The sequence below is a fragment of the Ignavibacteriales bacterium genome, assembly GCA_026390575.1.
Lineage (GTDB): Bacteria > Bacteroidota > Ignavibacteria > UBA10030 > UBA10030 > Fen-1298.
The window spans coordinates 1-25,930 of record JAPLFR010000010.1; the positions used below are offsets into that span (position 1 = coordinate 1).

The following is a 25,930-nucleotide window of genomic DNA, read 5'->3' on the forward strand; positions in this document are numbered from 1 at the left end:
GCGATACAAGTGGATCAATCCCACTGTGAAGACTAAAGATTCAGTACAAATATTTAAAACTAATTCACTATCTTCATAACCTAAACTATGACATTTTCACTGTCACTAAATACCCTGACATTCTTACTGCCGTAAAACACACGGAATATTGATGGGGATGCTCGTCACTTTCACAATCCCATTTTTTATTCTTTCGTTTTCTGATCGTCAAGCTGAAATCCGCCGTCTCAAAGGGGAACTTGCCCAAAAACAGCAAAAACTCAACGAATTAGATGTTTTTCGGCAGCGTAGGGCAGCGCTATCTTCTGATATCAGCCGTTATAGCAATGCAACGAGTATATATGATTCTGTTGCACCTGGTAGTGATCGTTGGAGCCGCATCCTGCATTATCTTGCAAATAGCGTCGAAGATCTTAATTCGTTATGGATATACAGCTTAAAACCAGCTGGAAATAACATCGTCATCTCGGGACGATCAATTTACCGCACACGCATCCCCCGCATCGCGAGTATTTTCGAAAAAGCAACATTAAAAGAAGTACGCACCATCACAGTACGGAAAAAGATTTTATACGAGTTTGATATTGTGATCGAGCGGGTGGATAAGTTTGATATTCCCGAACCCACCTATACTGGCACCAAATAAGGGGACGAGAGAACCGTGACCTATAAGGTTAGAAATACACTTTGGCTTGCTGCAGTATGGTTTGGCATCACTGTTGTTGGCCTGATTGTGTGGGCGATTTGGCAGCCGAGCCAGATAAAAAAAATCAATAAAGAAACTCAAGCTATCAATAAACAATTAGAAGATCTCCCGGGATTAACGGATGATGTTCAGCGTCTAACTGCCCAATATCAAGATATCAAACGAAGATATGATTCCCGTAGCAAAGAAATCCCTCAATTTGATATCTCATCACAAACGTATGGCTATATGAGCCAAGGCATTGATGAAGCTGGATTTTTAAAATTTGATATGAAATTTGTTGGGACGAACGAGAAAACAAGCTGGGGATACAACTCCTATCAATTGGAGCAAGGAGAAGCGCAATTCGAAAATCTTTTTAAGTTTGTGTATTTTTTGGAAAATGGACGACGTTTATATAAAATTGCTTCGATGCGACTTGAGCAAAAGGAGGCAATTGATCCGGAGACAAAAGATGTTACAAAGTGGATTTCTTTTGATATGGAAATTCATGCGTTTTTTGTCCGTAATGTTCCAGAACTTGGTACGTCGTTAGCCGCCCAATCATTGACTATGATTCCATCTCCCTATGATCCATTCCACAATATGATTACACAAATGCTGGCTTCAGAAGCGCCGCCGGGGGAAATCAACGCAGATCAAGTATTGGTAAAAGCTGTCTTACCAGGAAAAGCATTTGTTCTCTTGAATGGCTCTTTGATTGTCCTGCACCTTGGTGATAAAGTATGGCGTGGATATGTAACACGTGTGAATCCAGCGGAAAGCGCTGTGGAGTTCACATTGGATGAAGGTGGAGTTGTCCGAAAACTGACACAGAAAATATTGTTCGATAAACGATAGAGAACGAGGGAACTATGAGGATACGCTCTTTACTTTTTATTTTCTTGCTTGTTACCAGCGTTGCAGAATGGACGCAGGCACAATCAGAACAAGCGGTGCGCCGCGCCGCACAAGGAAAGACTGGTGTCAATCCGGATGAGTTGGTCTCGTTTAAGGCCGATATTCCATACACGAAGGCAATCCAGTCGCTCGGAGAAATGAGCAAGAAAATAGATGGAAAATTGTTAATAGACCGATCTCCCTTGCAAGGGAAAGATAAAACCATAGGCATCAATATCGAATCGATGTATTGGAAAGATGCACTGGAACTGATTCTGCGGAGCAATCAGTTGTGGTATAATGATTATCCAGAGTATATTGAAATTATTTCGATTGAGGAAATAAGCAAGCAAGCAGGTGAACAAACACAGAAGGATAATCAGTCTAAAAGTGTATCTCAAACGCTTACACCAGCTGCCCCTCCAGCGAAGGTGATTGTTGATTCCAGTGAATATTATTCAAAAGTTCGTGAAGTCTCCATTTCGAGCATTTTCTTTGATGTGAATAAAACAAAATTAGCTGAAAGCGGAGTCAGTTTCTCAATTTTTCGCGGCAGAGACCTCAACCTTCAAATGAATATTGTCGGTGCAAGTAAAGTTACAAAGCAGGCATTTTCAGCATCCGTGGATCCATCGAATCCAAACTTGGCTATTTCCGTTAACGCAGCCATCAGTATGTTCGAGAGCGAACAACTTGCTGATGTTATTGCACGGCCTCAACTCACCGTGCGGTCAGGCACAACCGAGTACATCCAAATTGGACAGAATTTTTCCGTACTGGAAAAGGATTTTTCCGGGAATACTATACAAAAGTTTTATCCCGTAGGGACAATTCTTACTGTACGACCGAAAATTTATAAAGTTGGAGATTTAGAATTTATTGATCTGCTGTATAAAGTTGAAAAGAGTACCTTCACATCCAGTACAGTCACAACAGTTATTAATAAAAATGAGGCGGCCGGCTCTTTAACGCTTCTCAACGGTGAAGAAGGATATATTGGAGGTATGTATTCCAATGATGAAACTCTCGTTCGTGAAGGAGTACCGTTGCTGAAAGATTTGCCATGGTGGGTTTTTGGATTACGCTATATCTTTGGATATGACTCCAAATCAGTGGTGAAACGGGAATTGATTATTCTTATTAAGGCAGAAATCCTCCCGTCATTAGAAGAACGAGCAGCCAAACAACCTGCAGTGAAGAATTTACTTCAGGAATCACAGCAGGAAATGGAACAAGATCTTAAGCGCAGAACGGGAAAATAACTTTTTTTGAAACAGGGATTTTTCCCTGAGGAGCTGTATATGAATTTGCGTAGCTATTTGTTTTTATGTGGATTGACTTTTTTATTGCTCAATGCAGGATGTCAGCAAAATCCAGTAGAATCCACAACGGCAACTAAGGCGTCATCGATAAGTGGTCTTGTCCTCGATGCGGGGAGTAAACCGCTTGCCCTTGCTCGTGTCATTGACCTGGGAACGCTTGCCAAGGAAGATACTACGAAAAGTGACGGTTCCTATAAACTCCAATTACAGCTTGCGTCAAATTATAATACGTCTGTGTTCGCAATTTTGTCAGGATATGTTTCTGATACTCAAAAAGTAAGTTTAAGCCCGGGGGAAGACAAGACACCGATAAATATTCACATGACGGTGCAGGATTCCAGTAAAATAGTTTCCGGGATTTCAGGCCCAGCCGCCAGTATCATTCTTGTGAAGCAGACCGCAAACACAATTGCGCTTTGGGGAACGGGTCCAAATGTTACAAGCACTCTCACTTTTAAGGTTGTAGATTCAACAGGTACACCGGTTGTTGGAATCAATCGGAGCATGGTGAAATTTGTTTTAAGCGGTGGTCCCGGTGCTGGGGAATTTATTCGACCGGCAGCTGCACTCACAGATGCGGTTGGTGAGGTTTCTACCACTGTCACCAGTGGAACGAAACCAGGTGTTTTGCAGGTGATCGCTACGACACGAGGGGATAGCGTTAAAACAAGTCCGGTTTTTCTTGTAACGGGCCGTGGATTACCTGACAGCGCTGGTGTTTCGATCGCTGCGACTAAATTGAATATTGCCGGTCGTGTATTCTCTAACCTCACGACTTCAATCTCATTATTTGTGGGTGATAGATTTGGAAACCCTGTTGCTGATGGAACATCCATTACATTTGTTTCAAATGGAGGCATTATTATGCCTTCAGCAACAACGAAAGATGGAGTAGCAACCGTCGATTTAAAAAGTGGGGGCGCAGATGCACCTCCGGGCGGACTCGTTACAGTCTCTGCATCAACGACCGGTGATAAATCGTACAGGTTATCGGACAGTCTTATCACTCGTAAAATGCAAATCTTATTCTCGGGACCGACTCAGCCGCCAACACTTGATACAAATGCAATAAATCTTACTATTCCAAACGGAGGAATCAAGTATTTTAGTTTTACAGTTGCAGATGATTATGGAAATCCTCTCGTTGAAGGATCAACAGTCACAGTAACTGTCAAAGCGACCGATACGTTGCAAACCGATTTGGAACTTTTCAACAATACAAAGACTTTTAAAGATGGTCAATCTCGGGGCGCAACGCGCATCAGTGTAGGTGTTCATGATAAAGGAAGCGTTAAACTTGCAGGAATTCTTACCTTCGGTATTGAAATTAAAAGCCCGAATGGTGATTATTCGAATAGCAGCTGGTTTCAAGGTTATGTTGCAGGTGAAGGTGCTCCAACCGGTACTTTCAATGTGCCAACGAAAATTGAACTTGTCGATTCAATCAGTACTTTATATTTAGCAGAAACGAATATATCAGCTGAAATAAGTAAAACCTTGACCTTTGTTGTCAAAGACGCGTTAAATAATCCGATCAATGCGGCAAGTAAAACCCTTGTTACATTCTCGTTTTTAAATCAACCAGGTGGAACCACACTTTCTAAAACACAAGATTCTACAAATTCTTCTGGTAGGGTCGCGGTAAAAATTAATTCGGGAAATACATGGGGAACCGCAACAGTTGTCGCTATGACAATTGGCGAAACCGGTCTTATCTCGGCAACCTCATTGCCCATTAAAGTAGCACGAGGATTACCCGATTCAACTCGCATCTTTCTTGATATCGACAAGAAGAATATGTTCAACAAAATAGGCGCCGCACTTGGTACGTTGAGTATTAATTTAATAGATAAAGATGGCTTCCCTGCTGCTCCACAGGATGATCTCAGAGCAAGTACAACAGGTGGTTATGTCAATCCACCTTCAACAACAGAAAATGGAAAATCTTCACTGACATTAAACGGCGGATTACCTGAACCGAACGATCCGTCACCAGGTTTGGGGAATATTTTACTCTATGTACCTGTCCATGGCGGAGTGACTGTCACGAAGAGCCAGCCATTTATGTTCTCTTATGCACCTCAAATCGCTTACACGAAAACAACTATTATAGATTCGGCTGCAAATACTCTGCGAGCTTCTATTGCTGATGGCGGATCTGTCGATGTAGATTACGCAGTATGGGATAAAAATAGGAATCCCATCTCTGGTGGTAACTCTATTAAAGTTACTGTGACCGGGCCTGCAGTGCAAGAACTTGAATTAAGCGGTGATATTGATTTGACAACCACAGATACACAAGCTCCGTTAGATGCAATACATCGTTTCTCTATCAAGAATAAAAGCGGCGGAGGTAAGGGTAGCTTTGTTGTTACAATTACTGTAACGGGTGCATCTGGAACTTCAACAAGAATACTCAATGGTTATGCATTGCCGCCTGTTGCGGCAGAAAAGATCGCACTTGCCAGTGAACCACTGCGCATCTTGAATGTTCGAGGAAGCGGCAGTAATGAAACATCAACATTAACATATCAAGTCACCAACTTAACGAATAATCCCATTGATGCAAATAATGCAGTTTATGTAGATCTAAGCGTTCTTGATGTATTAGGTGGTGTTACGATATCTCCAACACGCATCCTCACAGATGGCTCGGGAAAAGCTGTCGTCACATTGACATCAGGCAACCGTTATGGAACTGTGCGAGTGGTTGCATCCTTCAATGATGGATCAACGACTATTTCTTCTCCACAGGAAGTCTTTAATGTAACCGGTCCGGCAGCTAACAATTTCGCGTTACAAATATCGAAGAATAACTTGCCGGGTGTAGGTACATCGAATCCTGCTGTTGGAATTGTGACCGCCACAGTTGCCGATTCGGTAGGCGGTTCTTTGCCGGTTGGAACGAGAGTCAATTTTAGAACGCTCAATGGAGGTGCTGTAACGAGTACAGCATTAACGGATGCTAATGGAGTAGCGACAGCTAATATTAAAGGTGGTAATATTCCCAATGATCCTGTAAGGGGAATGGGATTTGGTACTATACAGGCGTGGATGATGGGTAATAATGGAGACACTCTGAAGAAATCCATTCCATTCTTACTGTCCGGTCCTCCGGCAACGATTTATTTCACAGATGCCGCTGGATTGCCAATTACTCCGCTAAGCACTCCAATCGCGGATGGCGGATCTGAGTATGTGTACTTTAAGATCCGCGATATTAACTGGCGCCCTGTCTCGAATGACTATGCGATCTCAGTAGCGGTTGAAGGAGATAGCGGTTCCATTGATGTAAAAAATATTAGCACGATTCGTGATATAGCGAATATGAGCGATACTGCTCAAATATGTTCTTTTCAATTGATAGATAAAATTAAAGGTGGCGGGACAAGTGGTCCAATTAAAGTAACGATTACAGTATCGAATAAAGATATTGCTTCGACCAGTATAACTATTCCGGGAACGTTAGCTCCAGCGGCAGGTGCAATCTCCACGCGAGCAGCCGAGATAAACTTCGTCACAAGTTCAACAGCACCGGTGTATGTGCAGAATACAGGATTACCAAGTGCAACTACATTGACATTTGCATTGATTGATTCCAATAATCATCCCGTGACACTCTTGAAGGCGGATAATGTACTCTTTAGCATCCTGAACGGAACAGGACAGGAATGGTTGTCAAGTACTGATACGTTAAGCGATGCAAATGGACAGGTAACAACGACATTCCATACGGGTACAAAGTCCGGAACATTTATCGTAATGGCACAATTGAAGAATACACCAACGATAAAAGCGAGTACAAATGTAACTATTGTTGGAGGATTCCCGGATCCCAATAAATTTACGCTGCAATGGGCAGTAACTCCACCGGATACTTTATTGAATTTGGCAGGATTGGTATTGAACAGTGTTTTGGTCAATGTAAATATTTTAACGCTTGATAAGTATAGCAACCCGGCAAAGCCGTCAGTCATTCAGTTTGACGAAACTTCTGGTGGTTCTGTTGGAGCTGTGACGACAGATGCCAGTGGAAGGGCTAGTGCGTCTCTGTCAGGTGGAAAGCCATATCCCAATGAACCGAGTATTGGTTCTGAATATGGCCTTGTTGGTCCAAATCGTGGATTTGGATTTGGATTTGTAAAAGCGCGAACAATAACTGAGAATGGGACTTTCCTGCGCGATAGTCTGCCATTCCTCTTCACAGGTTCACCGGTCATTACAACGAATGTCGATTCGGTCATTGTCAATGATGGTGGATCAGCAGATATTACTGTTAGAATTGCTGATGTGAATGGCAAAATGTTATCAGCTTTTCCCAAAATCACAATTACGTGGAAAACAGAAGGTGTCGCAGCCGGTAGTTTTTCGACTGAAACTGATTTACCTTCAAGTTTCACGCCGACAGATAATGCCGTGTTTCCAACGACATATCATTTAAAGATTACGGATAATACTCCTAATGGCGGTATTAGCGGTCATTTTACAATTAAAATTGACGTTGATGGACCGAATGGATATAAAGCAAAAACAATTTTTGGAACTCTCTTGCCCGGTGTTTCCGGATACGCATCGAGCATTCAACTTTTAGCGGGTTCACCGAGTGCATCGACTATTTCTGTGAAGGGCACAGGAGTTACAGAGACATCGACGATGAGTTTCGTTGTAAAAGACTCATTAGGGAATCCAGTCAATCCTACACATTCTGCAACGGTTTCATTTAGTATTGTTGGTGGTCCTGGCGGTGGTGAATTTGTTTCGCCGCTATCAGCCGTCACAGATGCAAATGGGAAAGTCACAACCACGGTAAATGCTGGCACAAAAGCTGGTGTTATGCAAGTAGTTGCAACAACAACAATTAATAGTACAACTATCACATCAGCTCCAGTTCCATTAACGATAGCCAGTGGATTGGCGGATCCGGCACACTTTACGCTATGGACAGATAAATTAAATTGGACAGGAATAGGCGTTCAGATTGGAACTGTGTTTGTGCAAATGGGTGATAAATATGGCAATCCAGTTCAACCCAACACGGCTTTGTATTTCACAATTAATGGAGGTATCATTGCTTCCTCTGGCTTTACAGATGCCCTGGGTCATGCTTCAGCGAGTGTTTTTGGAGGAAATCCAAATCCTGGTATCGATACGATTACAGTATCTACTTTAGGTCAGGGTGGGGTAACAATTACACAAAAGGTTACCACAGTATACTCTGGTGTCCCAATCGTGAGGGTGGATAATACAAACCTTGGAACGATCAGTGTTGGGAGTTCTCTGTTAGTAAACTATGCAGTTGCGGATGCAAACAGAAATCCGCTTGCAAGTGGCAATACAATAGGTGTCACTGTAAGTGGTACAGCCGGTGCACTGGCGCAATTAAGTGGTGACATCTCGGTCACAACAACGGATACGAAAGATACGAACACAACGAAGTATCAGTTTACGATTGCCAACAATGTACCGCAAGGCGGGTCAGGTGGAAGCTTCACGGTGACGATTACTGTCAATGGTCCCAATGGAACAACAACCAAGATATTGACAGGAACACTGGCATCACCATTAGGGACAATCACAGCTCCGACACAAATAGTTCTTTCCACTGTGAGTAGCTCTATCATTGCAGCGAGTGGAACGGGTGGTCTCAATACATCTAATTTGACCTTCCAGGCATTGGATGCTGGAGGACGTGCTATCGGTTTAGCACAAAGTGATACAGTATTCTTCTCACTCTCGGATACAGCGGGCGGTGCGCATCTTATCCCAACCTGGGCGATGAGCGATGCAAATGGACAAGCATCAACGAAATTCTATGCAGGCACAAAATATGGCGTTCCTACGGTTTCTGCGAGATTGAAAACAATATCCTCTCAGCCGGTACCTGTAAGAATTTCCGGGCCATCATGGACGAACTTCAATGTTACAATTTCTGCCAATAACCTTCCGGGTTTATCACAGATTGGAACTATCGTGGGCAAATTAAATGCCCAAATTGGTGACACGCTTGGTAATCCAGTGCTTGCTGGTACAATTATCAAGTTTACGACAAGCGGTGGTATGGTGGATGCCTCGGCAACTACAGATGTCAATGGATCTGCGAATATCAATATATCCGGCGGTGCCACTCCGAATGAACCATCGCTTGGTGGAATTGGATGGGGGTATGTAACGGCTCAGACACAAGGAAATAGCGGAACGACATTACAGAAAAGAATTCCATTCTTATTTTCCGGTGCCCCGATCATAACGACCGTGAACGTACCATCAAATGATACTCTTATACTCCTCGATGCAGGTTATACTGATATCGATTATAAGATTGCAGATGGTAATGGGAATCCCCTTGCGGCAGGTAATGCTGTGCAGGTGACTGTTTCTGGAGCCGATGCAAGTGAGATTGGTTTAAGTAATTATGTTGATTTCTCGACGAATGGTACAACAGATATCAATCAAACGACCTACCGTGTAAGAATTGCTGATAATCTTCCATCGTCTGGAACGGGTGGTTATTTTGATATATCAATTAAGGTCAGTGGTCCCAATGGAATTAGCATAAGACAATTCCACGGATATCTCCGCGCTCCCGGGGCAATCACTCCACCATCTCCGTCTGCGAAGATGCCCGCACAAATTGCATTTGTGAGTGTCTCTTCAACGGATATTTATGTTTCCGGAACAGGTTCTACAGAGACTTCTGCTATTACGTATGAAGTGCGCGATTCTCTGGGAACGTTGATCGATACACATCCAAGAGCATTTGCACAATTTACTATACAGTTTTTCCCGAATACATATACGAACACAGGCACACAACCTCGATTAATTCCGAACGCTGACAGCACAGACGATAATGCACGCTTACATGTTTCTATAGCCAGCGGCACGCAGGCAGGGATAATTCAAGTGTATGCGAAGATAGATCTTGGTGGAGGAAAAATAGTTACATCTCAACCTGTGAAGATATCAGTTCATGCAGGATTTGCAGATCAGCGTCATTTCACATTAGCACCCAAATCTTTCAACTTCGGTGGACTTGAGACTGCATTTTGGCCTGATCAAATGACTGTTCAAGTTGTTGATAAATACAGCAATCCAGTTCTTCCTGGTACGGCCGTCTATTTCAATACAATGCATGGCGCGATCGGAACAGGTAAGAGCGGATTAAACAGTATTGGTACTACGGATATTGATGGATTTGTTAATCAAACCTTATGGTCAAGTAATCCATTTCCTGAATTCGCAGATACCATAAATCTCGGTCCCGGTTTTTCATGGGTTTATGCCCGCACGTTAGGAGAATCTGCAACTTGGGTTGTGGATTCAGCGCTGGTAATATGGACAGGTCAACCTATCATTTCAAATCTGACAGGTCCAGCGACATATACTATAGGTAATGGTGGTTCTGCAGGTCCTTGGACATTTACAATTGCCGATAAATACGGGCATCCAATGTCCTCAGGAACAAAAATAACCGTTGCTGGCGCCGGTCTGTCGATCGATGGTGATGCCAACTTGACAATGCCTGATATAGGACCAAGTCAAACAACATTTATTGTCCCTACAGGAGCTGGAATCACTTCATTTACCATCGTTGTTTCTGATGCTGATGCAGGTACAGTTGCTGTACCTCCTATCAAATCGCTGCTTACCATTACCATCGTTCATCCTGTCTATGGTACATTTACGAGAGTAATAGCTTCTGGGACGGTGCAATGATATAAGCATTTAAAAGAGAACAAAATGAAAAGCTCCGATTGGGGAATTCTCAATCGGAGCTTCTTTGTTTACAAGTGCAGGATTGTTCTACTGTTTTTTCTACCGCTGCAATGCTTTGTAGCTTGCCTTGATAGTTTTCTCTATGAGCCGTTCAGAATGAGCCGTGGAGATAAACACTGTTTCAAACTGTGATGGTGGTAAATAAATTCCATGCTCTAGCATCGCGTTAAAATACGACGAGAATTTTGCTGTATCAGATGTTTTTGCAGAGTCATAGTCAGTCACGGGCCTCGAAGTAAAAAAGAGTGTAAACATCGATCCTACTCGATTAAAAGTATAGCCAAGTCCTAACTTTTGTAAATTCTCTCGTACTCCTTCTTCGAGTTGTGCAGATCGCTGTTCAAGCTGTTTGTAGATCATCTTATTAGTATGAAGAATGCGCAGCATGGTAAATCCAGCCGCCATTGCCAGTGGATTTCCAGAAAGCGTTCCGGCTTGGTACATTGGTCCGGCAGGAGCCACCATCTGCATAATTTCTTTTTTCCCGCCGTATGCACCAACAGGAAGTCCGCCCCCAATAATCTTGCCAAGCGTAGTTAAATCCGGTTGAATATCATAGAGTGCTTGTGCTCCGCCAATTGCAACTCGAAACCCTGTCATCACTTCGTCAAAAATAAGCAGGGCATTGAACTCGTTGCACAGCGAACGCAATCCCTGCAGGAATCCTTCAGCAGGCGGCACGCAGCCCATATTGCCCGCCACCGGCTCTACAATAATTGCTGCAATTTGATCTTTATTTTCTTCAAACGCCGTTCGCACTGATGCGAGATCGTTGTACCGAGCTGTCAGTGTATTCACTGCAATCATTGCTGGAACACCGGGACTATCGGGAACGCCAAGTGTCATTGCACCTGAACCAGCTTTGATTAAAAAAGAATCGCCATGTCCATGGTAGCATCCTTCGAACTTAATAATTTTATCCTTTCCGGTGAAGGCACGGGCCAATCGGATGACGCTCATCGTCGCTTCAGTGCCGGAATTTACCATCCGTACTCTCTCAAGGGAAGGAACGATTTTGGTGATGAGCTCTGCCATCTTAACCTCAAGACTTGTCGGCGCACCGAAGCTGGTACCGCGTTTTACAGCTTCCCGTATGGCTTTGAGTATTGCAGGATTTGCATGGCCGAGAAGCATTGGTCCCCACGAACCTACGTAATCGATATATTTGTTTCGATCTTCATCCCAAATATACGCTGCGCTTGCACGCTTTATAAAGAGCGGAGTTCGTCCGACTGATTTAAAAGCACGTACTGGAGAATTCACACCGCCGGGGATACAGTTTTGAGCTTTAGCAAATAATTTGTTGGATTTTGTTGTTTTAAATCGCCGTCTCAGAATTCGTCGTTGCATAGAAAATTCTCTTTCGTTATTACTTTTTTTCGCTTAACACTTTTGCTGCATCTTTTGCAAAGTAGGTGAGAATCATATCCGCGCCGGCTCGCTTGATGCTCGTCAGAACTTCCATCATGACTCGCGGTTCGTCAATCCATCCGTTCCGGCCTGCCGCTTTAATCATCGAATATTCGCCGCTCACGTTATATGCAGCTGTGGGCATTTGAAATCGGTCTTTCACACGACGAATAACATCAAGATATGATAATGCCGGCTTCACCATCACAATATCCGCGCCTTCACGAATATCCTGCTCAACTTCGCGTAATGCTTCATCACTGTTGGCGGGATCCATTTGATGCGACCGGCGGTCGCCAAATTTTGGTGTACTTTCTGCCGCTTCACGGAATGGTCCATAAAACCCGGATGCGTACTTTGCCGCGTATGACATGATTGGAATATTATGGAAATCATTACCATCAAGTATTTGACGGATAACTTTCACCCTCCCATCGAACATATCCGATGGAGCAATGATATCCGCACCGGCTTGGGCATGCGTCAATGCTTCCTTGGCCAGCAATTCGATGGAAGCATCATTTAAAATTTCGTTACCGCACACGATACCACAATGACCGTGCGATGTGTATTCGCAAAGGCACACATCTGTGATGACCACTAAATCTGGAACTTCCTTTTTTAGTGCACGGACAGCAGTTTGAACGATGCCATGTTCGTCATACGCGCTGCTTCCAACGACATCCTTCTGGTCGGGAATACCAAAGAGAATAACGGCAGGAATACCAAGCGCTTTCACTTCTGTGCACTCGCGTACAAGTTCATCCACGGAGAGCTGAAATACTCCCGGCATAGATCCAATTTCTTTCCGGAATTTTACCCCGGGAACAACGAAGAGTGGATAGATGAAATCGTTGACAGAAAGTTCAATCTCACGTATCATGGAACGGAGTGCTTCTGTCATTCGTGTGCGTCGGAACCGGCGAAATGGTTCGGCGGGTGTGCTCTTGGAGTAACCGATAGAAATGTTTTTTTCATTCATAAGGACACCATCCATTAGCTAATTATTCTCTTGTTGTAACTACTCAGCAAAGAAAATATTCGACCACCCCGTCCCGCCACCGTCAAACGGTAGCGGGACACCCCTCCTTATTAAGGAAGGGAAATTTTCTACCCTTTTAAAGGGGAGATGTCCCGATGAATGTCATTCATCGGGACAGAGGAGTTGTATAAAAACACAATAGCTGAATAATTACCTCTTGTTATATTCTCAATATAGGTGAAGGAAGAGAGAAGGTCAATGATGCCCGACCGTTGGTAGTGACTCAATTTTGTGCGGTCAGGACTTACGTCCTGACCGATAATATTGAATGTCAGGAAGAAATTCCTGACATCACAGTCAATTGAATTAAACTGAGTCACTGCCCGACCGTTAGCGCTTCTTCAAGAAGGTCATAATTCGTTCATTGAACTCCTGAGTGTTCTCCAAATTGCTCATATGAGCGGCATAAGGCAGTATGTGCAGTTCTGATCCGTCAATCATAGTATGCATCGTTTGTGCATCGGAGGGCGGCGTTAACTTATCATGCTCTCCGACAATAATGCATGTTGGAATGTGAATAGAAGAAAGAGCCGGTGTTGTGTCGGTGCGGGAACCAAGCGCAAGTAAAGTTCCACAAATACCGCGCGGAGAGTTCGAGCAAATTATTTGTTTGATGAATGCAATAACGTTTGGATTCCTCTCGAAGGTCTTGTCCCAGAAAATGTTTTTCACAAAGTCCTCTGCAAATGCTGGAACGCCTGCCGCCTTAACTGCCTGCATAGTCACCGTGCGGTTTATTTTTGCGGCGTTTGTGTCAGGTTCGCTTTTAGTATCGCACAGAATTAAGCCGCAGACTCTCTCCGGATATTTTTCGAAGGTGCGCAGTGCAATGTACCCCCCCATGGAAAGTCCGCAGAGTATAGCTTTAGTGATGAAAAGATGGTCGAGTAATGCGACTAAATCTTCGACGAAGAGTTCTATTGTAAATTGACCATCGCCGACATCGCTCTCACCGTGACCGCGCACGTCATATGCAATAGTATGGATATTGTTTGGCATGACATTCATTTGCGGTTCCCACATTTCGTGGCTGAATGGAAAACCATGAATGAACACAACCGGTAAACCTTGCGGCATACCGCGTTCTTCGTAGTTGATTGCAATATCGTTGAGGATGACTTTCATCTTGGTAGATTCTTCTCACGTTGTAGGTGTGTGTAGATATCTGTAAGGATTGTTGTTGCCGCGTTCGGTTTGGCTAAATGATGAGCCGCAGTGCGTGCATGTGCGAGCATCGATGGTAATTCGAGAATTCGTCTGAGTTTATAGGATAGGTTGGAAATATTAATCGCCTTCCAGCCGGCACCATGTTCAATGATCATATCACTGTTACGACTCTCCTGGCCGGGAATCGGATCAACAATGAGCATAGGCAACGATTTTGCCATCGCTTCGGATGAAGTAAGTCCGCCTGCCTTTGAGATGAGTATATCAGAGGCATCCATTAATTCGTGGATGTTGGTGATGAAACCGAAAATGCTCGGGTTGATGTGCTCCGGGAAATGCATTGTTTGCAATTCGCCGCGTACTTTGTCGTTCTTTCCACACACAACCAAGAGATTAAATTTTGTTCCTGGAAAAGCCGACAGTGTCTTGACAGTTTGTTCAACAATATCCTTTACACGTCCAATGCCGTAACCGCCCGAAAGCACCATCACGGTGAAACGTTTTGGATCGATACCAAGCTTTTTACGGGCGATGGAAGGTTTCTCTTGTAATTGGAATTCAGGCATCACGGGAATTCCTGCAATCTTGATCTTTTCATGTGGCACTTGTTTTGATTGAAGCTGCCATGCCGATTCCTCATGAAACACGAAGTATCGTTCGACAATGGAATCGACCCAAAGTTGATGGATATCGAAATCCGTTGTTACGGCAAAAACCGGAGCGGTGATACCATTCTTTCGTAATGTGCTTGAAACGGAAATGTAGGGGAGGAAGTGTGTACAGATAATAGCATCGGGATTGAGCTCACGGAGAGCTTGAAGATAACGTTTGTAGTTAAATTGATCGAATGACTTGATAAATCCTTTCTTTTCATAAGGTTTTCTCTCGGATTGCTGGTAGAGATATCCCCATAATTCCGGTGCTCGATTTACCATTTGAAGATATGATTCGGAATAAAGTCGTTTGAATAGCTTTGAAGTGAAATCGAGCACATCATAATGTTCGGTGCGGATAGGGAGTCCAGTCAACGGAGCTGTGCAACGCAGTGCCTCTGCTGCACGCATGTGTCCGGCCCCGCCGGAACAAGAGAGAATGAGAAAGAAGAGTTCTCGACTCAATTGTTTTGGCTGTTGGTGATGGATCTTCATAGAATTGCTAATTGGAGATGTTTCACTTCAAACGTTTTACTATTCGATTAGACAAACTCTATCAAGAAGAAACGAAAACTCCTCCTCTTATGCAACTGAAAAGGAGGAGTTTCTATCGGAGGTAAATCCGGGGAATTATTTTCTTTGATTTATCGGAATATAATTGCGTTCATCGCTGCCAAGGTACACCTGACGCGGGCGTGCGATTTTTTGCTCCGGATCGTTAATCATTTCCAGCCACTGTACAATCCAACCTGCAGCGCGCGGAATAGCAAAAAGGACGGTAAAGAAATCCGGGGAAAAACCCATTGCTTGATAAATGATACCTGAATAGAAATCGACATTCGGATATAATTTGCGTTTCACGAAATATTCATCCTGCAAAGCGATTCGTTCAAGCTCAAGGGCAATATCTAAAAGAGGATTTCGGCCGGTGACTTCAAAGACTTGATCGGCCGTCTGCTTGATAATTTTTGCGCGCGGGTCATAGTTCTTATACACCCGATGTCCGAATCCCATCAATCGCTTTTCGCCTTTCCCTTCTTTTACTTCTTTGATAAAAGCAGGAATGTGATCCTTGGAGCCAATTTCTTTCAACATGATAAGCACTTGTTCGTTGGCACCGCCATGGAGAGTGCCATTAAGCGCGCTCAGTGCTCCGGACATAGAGACGTACGGATCAGCCTGTGAACTTCCAATGGCGCGCATTGCACTCGTGCTGCAATTCTGTTCGTGGTCAGCATGGAGGATGAAGAGAATATCTAATGCGCGTTCAAGCACAGGGTTGGGTGTATATTTTTGACCGTTCGATTTATACAACATGTTTAAAAAATTGCCTGTATAACTTAATCCATTTTCTGGCTCAACAGGAGCAAGTCCTTTTCCATGACGGAAACACCATGCACCGAGTGTTGGCATCTTCCCGATGAGACGATAGATGTGCAGATGCCTGCTCGCAGGATCGGAAATTTTGCGTGATTCGGGATAATAGGTCGAAAGTGCAGCAACAAGACTTCCGAGCATTCCCATCGGGTGTGCATCCTGGCGAAATCCTGATAAAGCTTTTTTCAATTGATCAACCACCGCAGAGTGGCTCATGATCGTGTTTGTCCACTCTATGAGCTGCGATGTTGTTGGCAGTTCTCCATGCATCAAGAGATAAGCAACTTCGAGATGGCTGCTCTTTTCAGCAAGTTGATCTATGGGATATCCACGATACCGAAGAATTCCTTTGTCGCCGTCAATATAAGTTATCTTGCTTATGCACGATGCGGTATTCATGAATGCAGGATCGTACGTCATCATACCAAAATCATCGTCCTTCACTTTGATTTTGCGAAGATCCATTGCACGAATTGTATCGTGTTCGATAGGGAGTTCATATTGTTTCCCGGTACGGTTGTCGGTAATAGTAAGTGTATTTGCCATAGATATCTCCTCCATTTTGCTTGTCTTGGATTAGAAATTATGACTGAAATTAACGAATAATTCTACTCATACGCCAGTTAATTGATGAAAATATACACAATATTTTTCAAAATGGAACCTTTTTAGGGTTTGAACCGTTCACATATATGAACCTACTTGCCATTCCCCATGGTGGGTGGTTCGATAGCCTCCCTAACCCCTGGCGTTTGGTAGTGCGTCAGGGGTTTTATTTTGTCTTGTCCTCGACTATTTGCCTATGCGATCAACTAGTTCAAGGAGAAGACGATGAAAACCAACGATTATCTGGATTGTATATAACTCCAGAAGGTCGAAAATTTGATTCAACCATTTAGGAAACGAGTTCTTTCGTGTTGACCATCTAAGAATACGGCAGCACGTGAAAAATCCGAATATAAATCATCATCAGTCGATTTAGACCTACACTTCGACTCTCTTTTTCGACTTCAGTATTGATGGTTCTTGAGACGGGGGGAAAGGTAGTCTGCCGTCTAAAGAAATATTGCAGGCAGACGAACTGACTGAACACGTTTTTACTTAGAAGTGTTTGCGAACTTTTTAAAATAAGTGTTGTACTGTTTTTTATTTTGAAAGGCGTTTGATTTCGGCCAAGATTTCGTCAATTACTTCCATATTGTGAATTCTTTTCTTTTTGCCTGCACCTTTAACGGAAAAAATGAAAAATACTTTGCCACCATATTTATCTTGGAATTTTGCATGACTTTTTTCATGCATCTCGATCCATTGATAATCATTCAGAGATTTTCCAGAAGAGATTGGTTTCACTTGTAATCCAATGTAATATTTAGACACCTTAATAAAGAAATCGACTCCAAAGGTTCTATCCCATTCATCGGGTGCAGGTTCAATTTTCTGCTGAATTATCGACTCTAATTGACCATAGATAGTATCTATTTCAGTTCGGTAACCTTCATATGTTCTGTTCAGAACAAGGTTGTACGCATAATCAATACATTCTTCCTCTGTTATAGAACCGAGTTCATTCTGGATAACTTCTGACAACTTAATGTAAAGAGTTTGCCCTAATCCTTTAATGAATTGACGTGTGATGCGAATGCCATTTTTCTTTTTTTGTTTTGCAGTGCTAAAATAAAAGGTCTCCCAATCCTGAAAAGTTTTGGGTGCACAAGCTCTGATAAGTTCTGAGGTGGGGCCCACGGAATGAGTCTTGTTTAAACCCCAACGATTCATTCCATAGTTCAATAATGTCTCTCTCTTGAACTTTAAGTTCTTACCATCTGATCCAGCTATCCATTCTTTAGGCATTTGCGTGATTAAATAGGTTTTCGAATTTGTTGCGATACTTATAGTCTCGCCGAACATCAACCGAGACAAGTCCGCTTTTAATTAGGTGAGCATTGATAAATGTTTTGTTCTTCAAGTAAACATAGGAAAGCAGATTACCATTTTCATCATGCTTGTCCTTGTCAAATTTCAAGAATATTCTTTGCCCTTTAGTTTTAGCATCGAGGAAATGAATTGCCGCCTGATGATGAACCGGCTCTTGTGCAACTCCGATGAGTCTAACTGTAAGCCCGTTACTAAGGCTCAGAAGTTCAGGGCTTATGACTTCTTTAACACTGTACAATTCAAATCTTTCTCCATTGTCACCATTTTCAACCTTGGAGCCAAACTTTAATTTACGCGGATCGATTTTCTTGTCCAATTCATGCGGATCTTTGAACTTATATAGTAATAATTCGATGTCCTTGGAATAATCTTCGTCTTGCTTCTTCTGATTGAGAAATTCGTACGTGCAGTCACCAAAGATATCGCGTTCGGAAATTTTCAACTTATTTTTTATGATTGGAGTAAATGTTTGGCCAATTTCGTAGCCCACAGAATTACGACTCAGGTTTTTTGCAGCAAGAGATGTCGTTCCACTGCCAAGAAATGGATCGAGAACTGTGTCGCCTACAAATGAGAACATTCGAATCAATCGACGGGGAAGTTCCTCGGGAAACATTGCAAGATGTTTGTCTTGCTTTTCACCCGCAAAGTTCCAATGTCCGGAAAAGTACGTGTTCCATTCATTTGTAGTAAGCTTTGAAAGTTCCTTAATCTCTTTAGTAACCTTTGGAGGATCGCCTAACTTCTTGAAAATCAGGATAAATTCGTAATCGATTTTTAAGATACCATTCCTTGGATAAGGAAAAGAACCCATTATTGAAGCGCCACCAGTGGTATTGGTCGTAGTAACTTTTTGCCAGATGATTGCACCCATATAGTCCATTCCGATGGTTTCACAGAACTTAGTAATTTCAGTTCTGATGGGAATAACCTTATATCGGCCGTAATAAACAGAGCGTGCAAATTGGTCTCCGATATTGATACAAAGTCTGCAACCATTTTGAAGAACTCGAAAGCATTCTTTCCAAACTAGATTAAGATTGTTAATATAACTTTCATAACTATCGTGGAAACCGATCTGATTTTTATCGCCATAGTCTTTAAGTTGCCAATATGGCGGTGAAGTGATAACAAGGTGAACTGAATCATCGGAAAGGTCCGACATCCTACGAGAGTCACCGATAATAATTTTGTGATGTGTCGCCATTTTTTTACTGAAATATATGAAATTTCGGGTTCAATTGCTAGTCCTATTTAAAATCAAAAAAACGCTACCGCACACTATCCTTGATATTTCAAAACACAACCTAACAAATGGCGGCTAATCTGTCGCACTGATAACTTTCAATTATGCTGAGAACGAAATGATTATTAAGTTAATAGATTCTAACATATATAGAATCCCTCTAGTAGCAGTTGTTTAAACTTAGACAAATGGAAAGCCATTGTCAAAGAGCAAAAATGATAATAATATCCGTCAGGACGTAAGTCCTGACTGTACAAAAATGAGTCACTACCGAATTTTTGTAATCCACTATAAAATGAGAAGGGGCAACCTTTCGATTGCCCTTCTTGAGAATGCCTACAGAATGAAGAGATGGAGAAGAATCTAAAAATAATTCAATAAAATCAGAGTAAATTTAGTGCACCCAGAGGCACGCCTGCATTCCATTTCGGCGTGCAGGGAGTCTTTATCATACTTTCAAGAATATTAACGATATGTTCATTTAATTATGTTAGTAGTATTTAGTGCACCCAGAGGGAGTCGAACCCCCAACCTACAGCTCCGTAGGCTGCCGCTCTATCCAATTGAGCTATGGGTGCATATTAATTTCATCATTACATCCTAATATACAAAACGATGAAAAAGGAAGCAAGAAACTGAATGTACTGGTAGTGACTCAGTTTAATACAATTGACTGTGATGTCAGTCCCGTCGCGTAGTCGTGACGGGATTCCTGACATTCAATAATATCGGTCAGGACGTAAGTCCTGACCGCACGAAATTGAGTTACTACCAACGCACCGGTATCTTTAAATACAGCAAACACATCATGAATCAATTGGAAAAATCTGTTGTTATGCTGGAGTTAGATTATGATAAGTTGTGTTTACTAATTTTTAGTGACTCAATACGTTGAACCCCTCCTTATTGTTCTCTCGACATTTGTTTCGTATTTTTTCATTGAAAAGAATAAATGAAGTATAAAAGAATGAATGGCAGTATCATAGAAGTCCAAAACCTTACTAAGACTTTTACAAAACGCAAGCATGCACCTGTGCAGGCGTTAAAGGGAATTTCTTTTTCTATCGGGAAAGGACAAATCTTCGGATTATTAGGACCCAACGGTGCCGGAAAGTCGACCACGATTAAAATTCTCACAACACTTCTCACGCCAACATCTGGTTATGCCTCCGTGTGCGGGTACAATGTTGTTACGCATGGAACAGATGTACGCAAACATATTTGTGCTGTCGTGCAGGAAAATGCGCTTGAAATCTATCTTTCGGTACGGAATAATTTTCGAACGTTCGGCAAATTCCATGGCATCTCTGTGAAGGAGATCGAGGAGCGTACAGATCGGCTCTGTGAATTGTTCAACCTTCGCGAGTATCTCAATGAATCCGGCATTGACCTGAGCGGCGGAATAAAGCGCCGTGTTCAGGTAGCAAAAATGTTTCTCATTGAAAAACCCGTTGTATTCTTGGATGAAGCAACAACCGGTATGGATACATTCAATAAACGGACAACGATCGAAGCAATTCGTGAGGAATCCCACAAAGGAAGGACGATACTGCTTACGACACACCTTCTCGACGAAGCAGAAACATTGTGCGATGCAGTTATCATCATCAATCATGGCAGCATCCTTGCTCAGGGTAACATTGAAGAAGTGAAATCAATGGGGCTTCAATTATATACCGTAACCATGACCTGCAAATCCGATCCGCTCGTCATGCGTCGATGGATAGATCAATGGAATCCTGTTTCAATCGAACTGACACAGAACACGTTCACCATAACGGTTGCGACAGAAGGGCAGGCGCTCGATATTGTCAATGGTGCTCGAACGAGCCACGCTCTTCAGCGATTTGAAATTTCACGTACAAGCCTTGAAGATACATTCATTGAGCTGGTCGATAAAAAGACGGGGGCAATGGGATGAAACCCGTTCTTGCTGTAATGTACCGCGAATATCTTATCCGCCGGACAAGCCTCACCTGGATGTTTTTTGATGTCATGGTTCCTCTGTTATATTTATTGATGTTTGGAGTCGCATTTGATCGTGCACTTGGCGCAAGTTTTATAATCGATGGAATAGCAATCCATTACAACGCGTTCTTTCTTGCCGGCGTACTTTCCATGACCTGTTTTGGTAATGCCGTCAATCAATCATATGGATTTTTTATAGATAGGGATAACGGAATTTTCTATGAGCACCTTACCTATCCGCTGACGCGGGGAGAATTACTGTTTGGAAAAATTTTATTTCAGGGAATGATGGCGATTGTGCAGACAAGCTTGACATTGATCGCAGGAGTTGTGATCCTGGGTGTGGAAATACGTTTCGCGATGCTTCCGTTTATATTCATAGGAGTAGTGCTTGGCACAGCTGGCTGGTTTTTTTGTTTGTCGAGTGCGACATTTCTTATACGCCGCAATGATACATTCAATATGGTTATCAACGCGTCCTACTTTATTCTCATGTTCATCAGCAGTCTCTTTTATCCGATCGACCAACTTCCTGTCTGGTTGAAAATCCCATCACAGTGTAATCCGCTTACGTGGCACACAGATGTTATGAGATATTTGACAATAGGAATCGGCAATTTGCAGGGAATTGCAGTCCGTTCATTGCTTTTTGTGACATTTCTTATCGTCTCATTTTTTATTGCGCAAAGAATGATCCAGCGCGCAACAGAATGAAAAAAGAGTGACATCTCTCAATTTGCTTGCGTTATGCGACCAAGGGAATGATCAATATCCGCTTATTTGAAATATTCTGTTGAAAATTATTATTTGAGTGATAAATATCGAAAATTGAGAGAGAAATGAGTGATATAACTTAAAAGCTCATGGAATATGAAATTTTTAAATGAGATAGAATCGGCGAATAATTGTAAGACGAGAGTATGAAATAACCCTCGTTTTCTTCCCGCCAGAAGAAGGCGGGATTCTGAAAACGACAAACGACTTAGTTTCGCCCTGATGGGCTCACTAAGTCGTGGCGTTTTCGAAGCGGGGCCGACGAGGATCGAACTCGCGACCTCCTGCGTGACAGGCAGGCGCTCTAACCAAGCTGAGCTACGACCCCGTGATTATTACTTAATTAAGTTAATGGATAATGTCTCGCGAAGCAAGAATATTTTATTATGAAAGAAAAGATTGATAGTAGGATTCTTAAAATAGGCTAAAAATATAAAAGCAGTTTTTTATGTGTTGATCAACCTGGAATGTAATAGAATAAAATACACAACGTTTTCCTCGTTTAAGGTAGGGAAACCATCACGATTTATGGCGCTTTTCAATATTCTGCACCTCGACATTGGAACAAAGGAGTAGTGTACAACTATACAAAATTACTATAATCCTTTAATAAAGATTTTACAGTATGGAACATCAATGATGAGATACAAATAATTTGATGCAAAACTCAATAGGGAAAGAAAAAAGAGTGTCCTTGCGTGTTTGTATCTTATGTAATGGTCAAACTTAAAGTCTAGTTGTCTAACTTTGAAATGATGGAAAAAAGCGGTTTTGAGTTGATAATAACAGCAGGCGATAGAACATGCTGAAAACATTGAAGAAAAATGATTTTTTTGTTGACATTTGATTAAAAAACAACATATATTTCGACAAGATTTATTGAACATTGAAAGAATGAATATCAGTTCTCGCTTGTTCAGGTATTGTTTTACTAAACAATTCACAAACAATTAATCATTAAAAAGGGACTCCTATGGGAAAAGCAATGACCAAAAGTCAGATTGCAGCTCATCTTGCAAGCAAGTTTGAGTTGAAGAAAAAAGATGCTGTGGCGATATTAGAAGAGATTGCAGGCTTGGCATATCGGGAAGCGAAAAATTCTTTTACGTTACCAGGCATTGGTAAATTGGTTCTGGTTGATCGTAAAGCCCGTATCGGACGCAATCCGGCTACTGGAGCACAAATAAATATACCTGCAAAAACGGTTGTAAAGTTCCGTGTTGCGAAGGCTGCAAAAGAAGCTGTCCTTGCTCAGCATTGACATTAGATTTAAGTGTATAAGTAAAGGCGCCGGGAAAATATTCTCGACGCCTTTTTTCTATCCATACACAAAGCTTGTTTTAGTTTGCCATTCCTATTGTCCTATCAATTATAGGAATTAGAGATATTGAAGTCTCACGTGCAGGTAAGTAGTTTTTCAGAAAAGGTATTTGTTATGAATGACATATATCCAAAGACTGGCAAAACACTCTATCTCAATATTATTTGGCATCAACATCAGCCATTATACCTTGATCCAGAATCAGATCAACTTCAAGGACCTTGGGTCCGCACGCACGGGACAAAAGATTACTATGATATGGCGGCGATACTGGAGAAGTATCCGAACATTCATTTTACCGTTAATTTAACTTCATCACTACTTTCACAATTACAGACATATTATGTCGAGCGTTTAGCTCCATTCGTCGATGTAAAGAAGAACCATGTGAACGTGAAGAAATATTTTGCAAAATATGGAGGTAAAACAGATCCGTGGATCGATATTGCACTTAAACCAACCGCCCAGTTCAGTGAGCAGGATTTTAAATACTTGTTTACAAATGTATGGAACGCTTTCGGTGTGAGCGAAATCATCATTTCAAGGTTCCCGGAATATAAATTCTTAAGAGAAAAGTATTCTCAAGTCGGCAAGGATGGATTATCTGAACAAGAAATTCGTGAAATCAAGTTTTGGTTTTTCCTTGCATCGTTCGATCCGGATTTCCTTGATCATCCGCAGAAACTTGCCACAGGTGTATCGATCAATCTAACGGACATTATTCAGAAAAATACTGATGAAACGTATACGTTGAAAGAAAAAATCACTGAAGACAGCTGTAATCGTATCGTTGCAGAGGCATATAAAGTTCTTGCCGCTATTATTCCCATTCATAAAAAGTTGATGTACCATCCTATTACACATAAAGGGCAGATAGAAGTACTGACCACACCTTACTATCATCCGATTTTACCATTGATTTATGATTCAGATCTTGCCAAGCTGTCGCAGCCAAATGATCCTATGCCCTCGAGATTCCATTTTCCAAAAGATGCCGAGGTGCAAGTGGCGAAGGCGGTGACCAAGTTCAAGAAAACGTTTGGGACGAAGCCGACGGGTATGTGGCCTGGTGAAGGTTCGATAGCTCACGATGTTATTTCGGTTTTTGCCCATCAAGGTATCAAATGGATAGCGACCGATCAAAAAATACTTGAGCGCTCAAAAACAGGGGCGAATCCTTGTTTCTATCCCTACGCCGTCTTTCCCGAACATGATTCTAATGTAAAAGATGCCGTGGTCATTGTTTTCAGAGAGACCGAGCTCTCCGATAAAATTGGGTTTGTTTATAAAAATTATCAAGGTGAAGACGCAGCGGACGACTTTATCCGCGGAATCCTGCGATATGTCTCAGGAGATGGTGAACAGGATCGATTATTGACCGTCATTCTTGATGGAGAGAACGCCTGGGAGTGGTACCGATACGATAATGATGGAAAGACTTTTCAAAATGCACTGTATAGAAAACTTTCTAAATTATTTGAAACACGACAAGTTGTAACAACGACCGTTACTGAATATATCGATGGTAATCCGCTAAGAAACATCCCGGCTCATCCAGTCGAAACGTTTCCAAAAATCGAATGGCTCTATCCTGGTTCATGGATTAATGCAAACTACGATACTTGGATTGGTGAAGATGAAGAAAACCGGGCTTGGGAATATCTACTTACTGCCCGAAAAGATATTGAAGTCTCCGGCCTTGTTCAGCCTGACCCCAAGAAATCTGCGCCAAAGAAAAATACAAAAGCCTGGTATGCATATCGAGCATGGGAATCGATGTACGCTGCAGAAGGTTCAGATTGGTTTTGGTGGTATGGTACAGAGCAGAATGCTCCCGCTGGAGACAAACCATTTGATCGCGCTTACATCACTCATCTTCAGAATATCTACAAATTTGCAAAACTTGCCGGTGGAAAAATGCCAGAGCGGGATTTCGAACCAATCACATTTGATTCTTCAAAAAAAACAATTCAGCAAGCACAAGGCACAATGGCACAAAGCCAGCAGGATTTAGTCACTGTGGTTTTTCAGTGCGATGCCCGTGGTATGTATGTCCGTAAGTCTTTGTACATTGCCGGGAACCATGAAGAATTAGGAAATTGGATTCCGAATAAAGTACGCTTATATAATGATGGTACGCACGGAGATGCAGTTGCTGATGATAGTATTTGGGCGGTTGAAATCCAACTGCCAGTAGGTGCGGAGATAGAGTATAAATATACAAACAGCGGAGCTATGGGTAACTGGGATCCCGGTGAGGAGTTTTCTTCGATCAATCGAAAGATTAAAATTGAACAAACAGAATCAGGGAAGATGTTTGTTCAAGATAGGTTTGGAATAATCTGATTACCTAA

Annotated in this window: 15 protein-coding genes and 2 tRNA genes; 8 read left to right on the top strand and 9 right to left on the bottom strand. The window is 42.3% G+C overall.

What is annotated here, in order from left to right; translation table 11 throughout:
- Positions 1-151: 151 nt before the first annotated feature.
- Genes NTX44_10175 through NTX44_10190 form a run of 4 tightly spaced genes read left to right on the top strand, consistent with a single transcriptional unit; the run spans position 152 to position 10,623 of the window.
- Positions 152-646, top strand: a complete 495-nt coding sequence (locus NTX44_10175) for a hypothetical protein (protein MCX6121973.1) — start codon at positions 152-154, stop codon at positions 644-646.
- 15 nt (positions 647-661) lie between these two features.
- Entirely contained in the window at positions 662-1,546 is an 885-nt protein-coding gene (locus NTX44_10180) for a hypothetical protein (protein ID MCX6121974.1), read from the top strand.
- Positions 1,547-1,560: 14 nt separating this feature from the next.
- On the top strand, positions 1,561-2,847 hold the full coding sequence (locus tag NTX44_10185) for a hypothetical protein (GenBank protein ID MCX6121975.1): 1,287 nt from the start codon (positions 1,561-1,563) through the stop codon (positions 2,845-2,847).
- A 39-nt stretch (positions 2,848-2,886) separates the two neighbouring features.
- Complete coding sequence (locus NTX44_10190) at positions 2,887-10,623, top strand: Ig-like domain-containing protein (protein ID MCX6121976.1); 7,737 nt, start codon at positions 2,887-2,889, stop codon at positions 10,621-10,623.
- A gap of 99 nt (positions 10,624-10,722) precedes the next feature.
- Here the strand turns inward: NTX44_10190 and hemL are convergent, their stop codons facing one another.
- The 8 genes from hemL to NTX44_10230 form a co-directional block, all read right to left on the bottom strand.
- Positions 10,723-12,033, bottom strand: coding sequence for a glutamate-1-semialdehyde 2,1-aminomutase (gene hemL / locus NTX44_10195; GenBank protein ID MCX6121977.1), 1,311 nt, complete (start codon positions 12,031-12,033; stop codon positions 10,723-10,725).
- 19 nt (positions 12,034-12,052) lie between these two features.
- Entirely contained in the window at positions 12,053-13,075 is a 1,023-nt protein-coding gene (gene hemB, locus NTX44_10200) for a porphobilinogen synthase (protein MCX6121978.1), read from the bottom strand.
- A 390-nt stretch (positions 13,076-13,465) separates the two neighbouring features.
- On the bottom strand, positions 13,466-14,260 hold the full coding sequence (locus NTX44_10205; protein MCX6121979.1) for an alpha/beta fold hydrolase: 795 nt from the start codon (positions 14,258-14,260) through the stop codon (positions 13,466-13,468).
- Positions 14,257-15,450 carry a glycosyltransferase gene (locus tag NTX44_10210; GenBank protein MCX6121980.1) on the bottom strand — a complete coding sequence of 398 codons (1,194 nt, stop codon included), beginning with the start codon at positions 15,448-15,450 and terminating at the stop codon, positions 14,257-14,259. The genes NTX44_10205 and NTX44_10210 overlap by 4 nt, the downstream gene beginning before the upstream one ends.
- Positions 15,451-15,585: 135 nt before the next feature.
- Positions 15,586-16,878 carry a citrate synthase gene (locus NTX44_10215; protein MCX6121981.1) on the bottom strand — a complete coding sequence of 431 codons (1,293 nt, stop codon included), beginning with the start codon at positions 16,876-16,878 and terminating at the stop codon, positions 15,586-15,588.
- Between the two features lie 600 nt (positions 16,879-17,478).
- The gene (locus NTX44_10220; GenBank protein ID MCX6121982.1) at positions 17,479-18,183 is read right to left on the bottom strand and encodes an MjaI family restriction endonuclease; all 705 of its coding nucleotides are present in this window, start codon (positions 18,181-18,183) and stop codon (positions 17,479-17,481) included.
- Positions 18,176-19,474, bottom strand: a complete 1,299-nt coding sequence (locus NTX44_10225) for a DNA methyltransferase (protein ID MCX6121983.1) — start codon at positions 19,472-19,474, stop codon at positions 18,176-18,178. Before NTX44_10225 ends, NTX44_10220 begins: the two co-directional genes overlap by 8 nt.
- Positions 19,475-20,017: 543 nt before the next feature.
- A tRNA-Arg gene (locus NTX44_10230) sits at positions 20,018-20,091 on the bottom strand.
- A 374-nt stretch (positions 20,092-20,465) separates the two neighbouring features.
- On the opposite strand from NTX44_10230, the gene NTX44_10235 reads away from it, so the two are divergent.
- Together NTX44_10235 and NTX44_10240 are read left to right on the top strand one after the other, a co-directional pair.
- Complete coding sequence (locus NTX44_10235) at positions 20,466-21,434, top strand: ABC transporter ATP-binding protein (protein ID MCX6121984.1); 969 nt, start codon at positions 20,466-20,468, stop codon at positions 21,432-21,434.
- A complete protein-coding gene (locus NTX44_10240) occupies positions 21,431-22,195 on the top strand; it encodes an ABC transporter permease (protein MCX6121985.1) in 765 nt (254 codons plus the stop codon). Before NTX44_10235 ends, NTX44_10240 begins: the two co-directional genes overlap by 4 nt.
- Before the next feature lie 313 nt (positions 22,196-22,508).
- Here NTX44_10240 and NTX44_10245 read toward each other — a convergent pair.
- Positions 22,509-22,583 (bottom strand) — tRNA-Asp (locus tag NTX44_10245).
- A gap of 645 nt (positions 22,584-23,228) precedes the next feature.
- On the opposite strand from NTX44_10245, the gene NTX44_10250 reads away from it, so the two are divergent.
- Together NTX44_10250 and NTX44_10255 are read left to right on the top strand one after the other, a co-directional pair.
- On the top strand, positions 23,229-23,516 hold the full coding sequence (locus tag NTX44_10250) for an HU family DNA-binding protein (GenBank protein ID MCX6121986.1): 288 nt from the start codon (positions 23,229-23,231) through the stop codon (positions 23,514-23,516).
- Positions 23,517-23,690: 174 nt separating this feature from the next.
- Positions 23,691-25,922 carry a hypothetical protein gene (locus NTX44_10255; GenBank protein ID MCX6121987.1) on the top strand — a complete coding sequence of 744 codons (2,232 nt, stop codon included), beginning with the start codon at positions 23,691-23,693 and terminating at the stop codon, positions 25,920-25,922.
- Positions 25,923-25,930: the final 8 nt, after the last annotated feature.

Excerpts from the sequence above, each read along its gene's own strand:
- NTX44_10175 (MCX6121973.1), top strand. The coding sequence starts at position 152 with ATGGGGATGCTCGTCACTTTCACAATCCCATTTTTTATTCTTTCGTTT.
- NTX44_10185 (MCX6121975.1), top strand. The coding sequence starts at position 1,561 with ATGAGGATACGCTCTTTACTTTTTATTTTCTTGCTTGTTACCAGCGTT.
- NTX44_10190 (MCX6121976.1), top strand. The coding sequence starts at position 2,887 with ATGAATTTGCGTAGCTATTTGTTTTTATGTGGATTGACTTTTTTATTG.
- hemL (MCX6121977.1), bottom strand. The coding sequence starts at position 12,033 with ATGCAACGACGAATTCTGAGACGGCGATTTAAAACAACAAAATCCAAC.
- hemB (MCX6121978.1), bottom strand. The coding sequence starts at position 13,075 with ATGAATGAAAAAAACATTTCTATCGGTTACTCCAAGAGCACACCCGCC.
- NTX44_10205 (MCX6121979.1), bottom strand. The coding sequence starts at position 14,260 with ATGAAAGTCATCCTCAACGATATTGCAATCAACTACGAAGAACGCGGT.
- NTX44_10210 (MCX6121980.1), bottom strand. The coding sequence starts at position 15,450 with ATGAAGATCCATCACCAACAGCCAAAACAATTGAGTCGAGAACTCTTC.
- NTX44_10215 (MCX6121981.1), bottom strand. The coding sequence starts at position 16,878 with ATGGCAAATACACTTACTATTACCGACAACCGTACCGGGAAACAATAT.
- NTX44_10220 (MCX6121982.1), bottom strand. The coding sequence starts at position 18,183 with ATGCCTAAAGAATGGATAGCTGGATCAGATGGTAAGAACTTAAAGTTC.
- NTX44_10225 (MCX6121983.1), bottom strand. The coding sequence starts at position 19,474 with ATGGCGACACATCACAAAATTATTATCGGTGACTCTCGTAGGATGTCG.
- NTX44_10235 (MCX6121984.1), top strand. The coding sequence starts at position 20,466 with ATGAAGTATAAAAGAATGAATGGCAGTATCATAGAAGTCCAAAACCTT.
- NTX44_10240 (MCX6121985.1), top strand. The coding sequence starts at position 21,431 with ATGAAACCCGTTCTTGCTGTAATGTACCGCGAATATCTTATCCGCCGG.
- NTX44_10250 (MCX6121986.1), top strand. The coding sequence starts at position 23,229 with ATGGGAAAAGCAATGACCAAAAGTCAGATTGCAGCTCATCTTGCAAGC.
- NTX44_10255 (MCX6121987.1), top strand. The coding sequence starts at position 23,691 with ATGAATGACATATATCCAAAGACTGGCAAAACACTCTATCTCAATATT.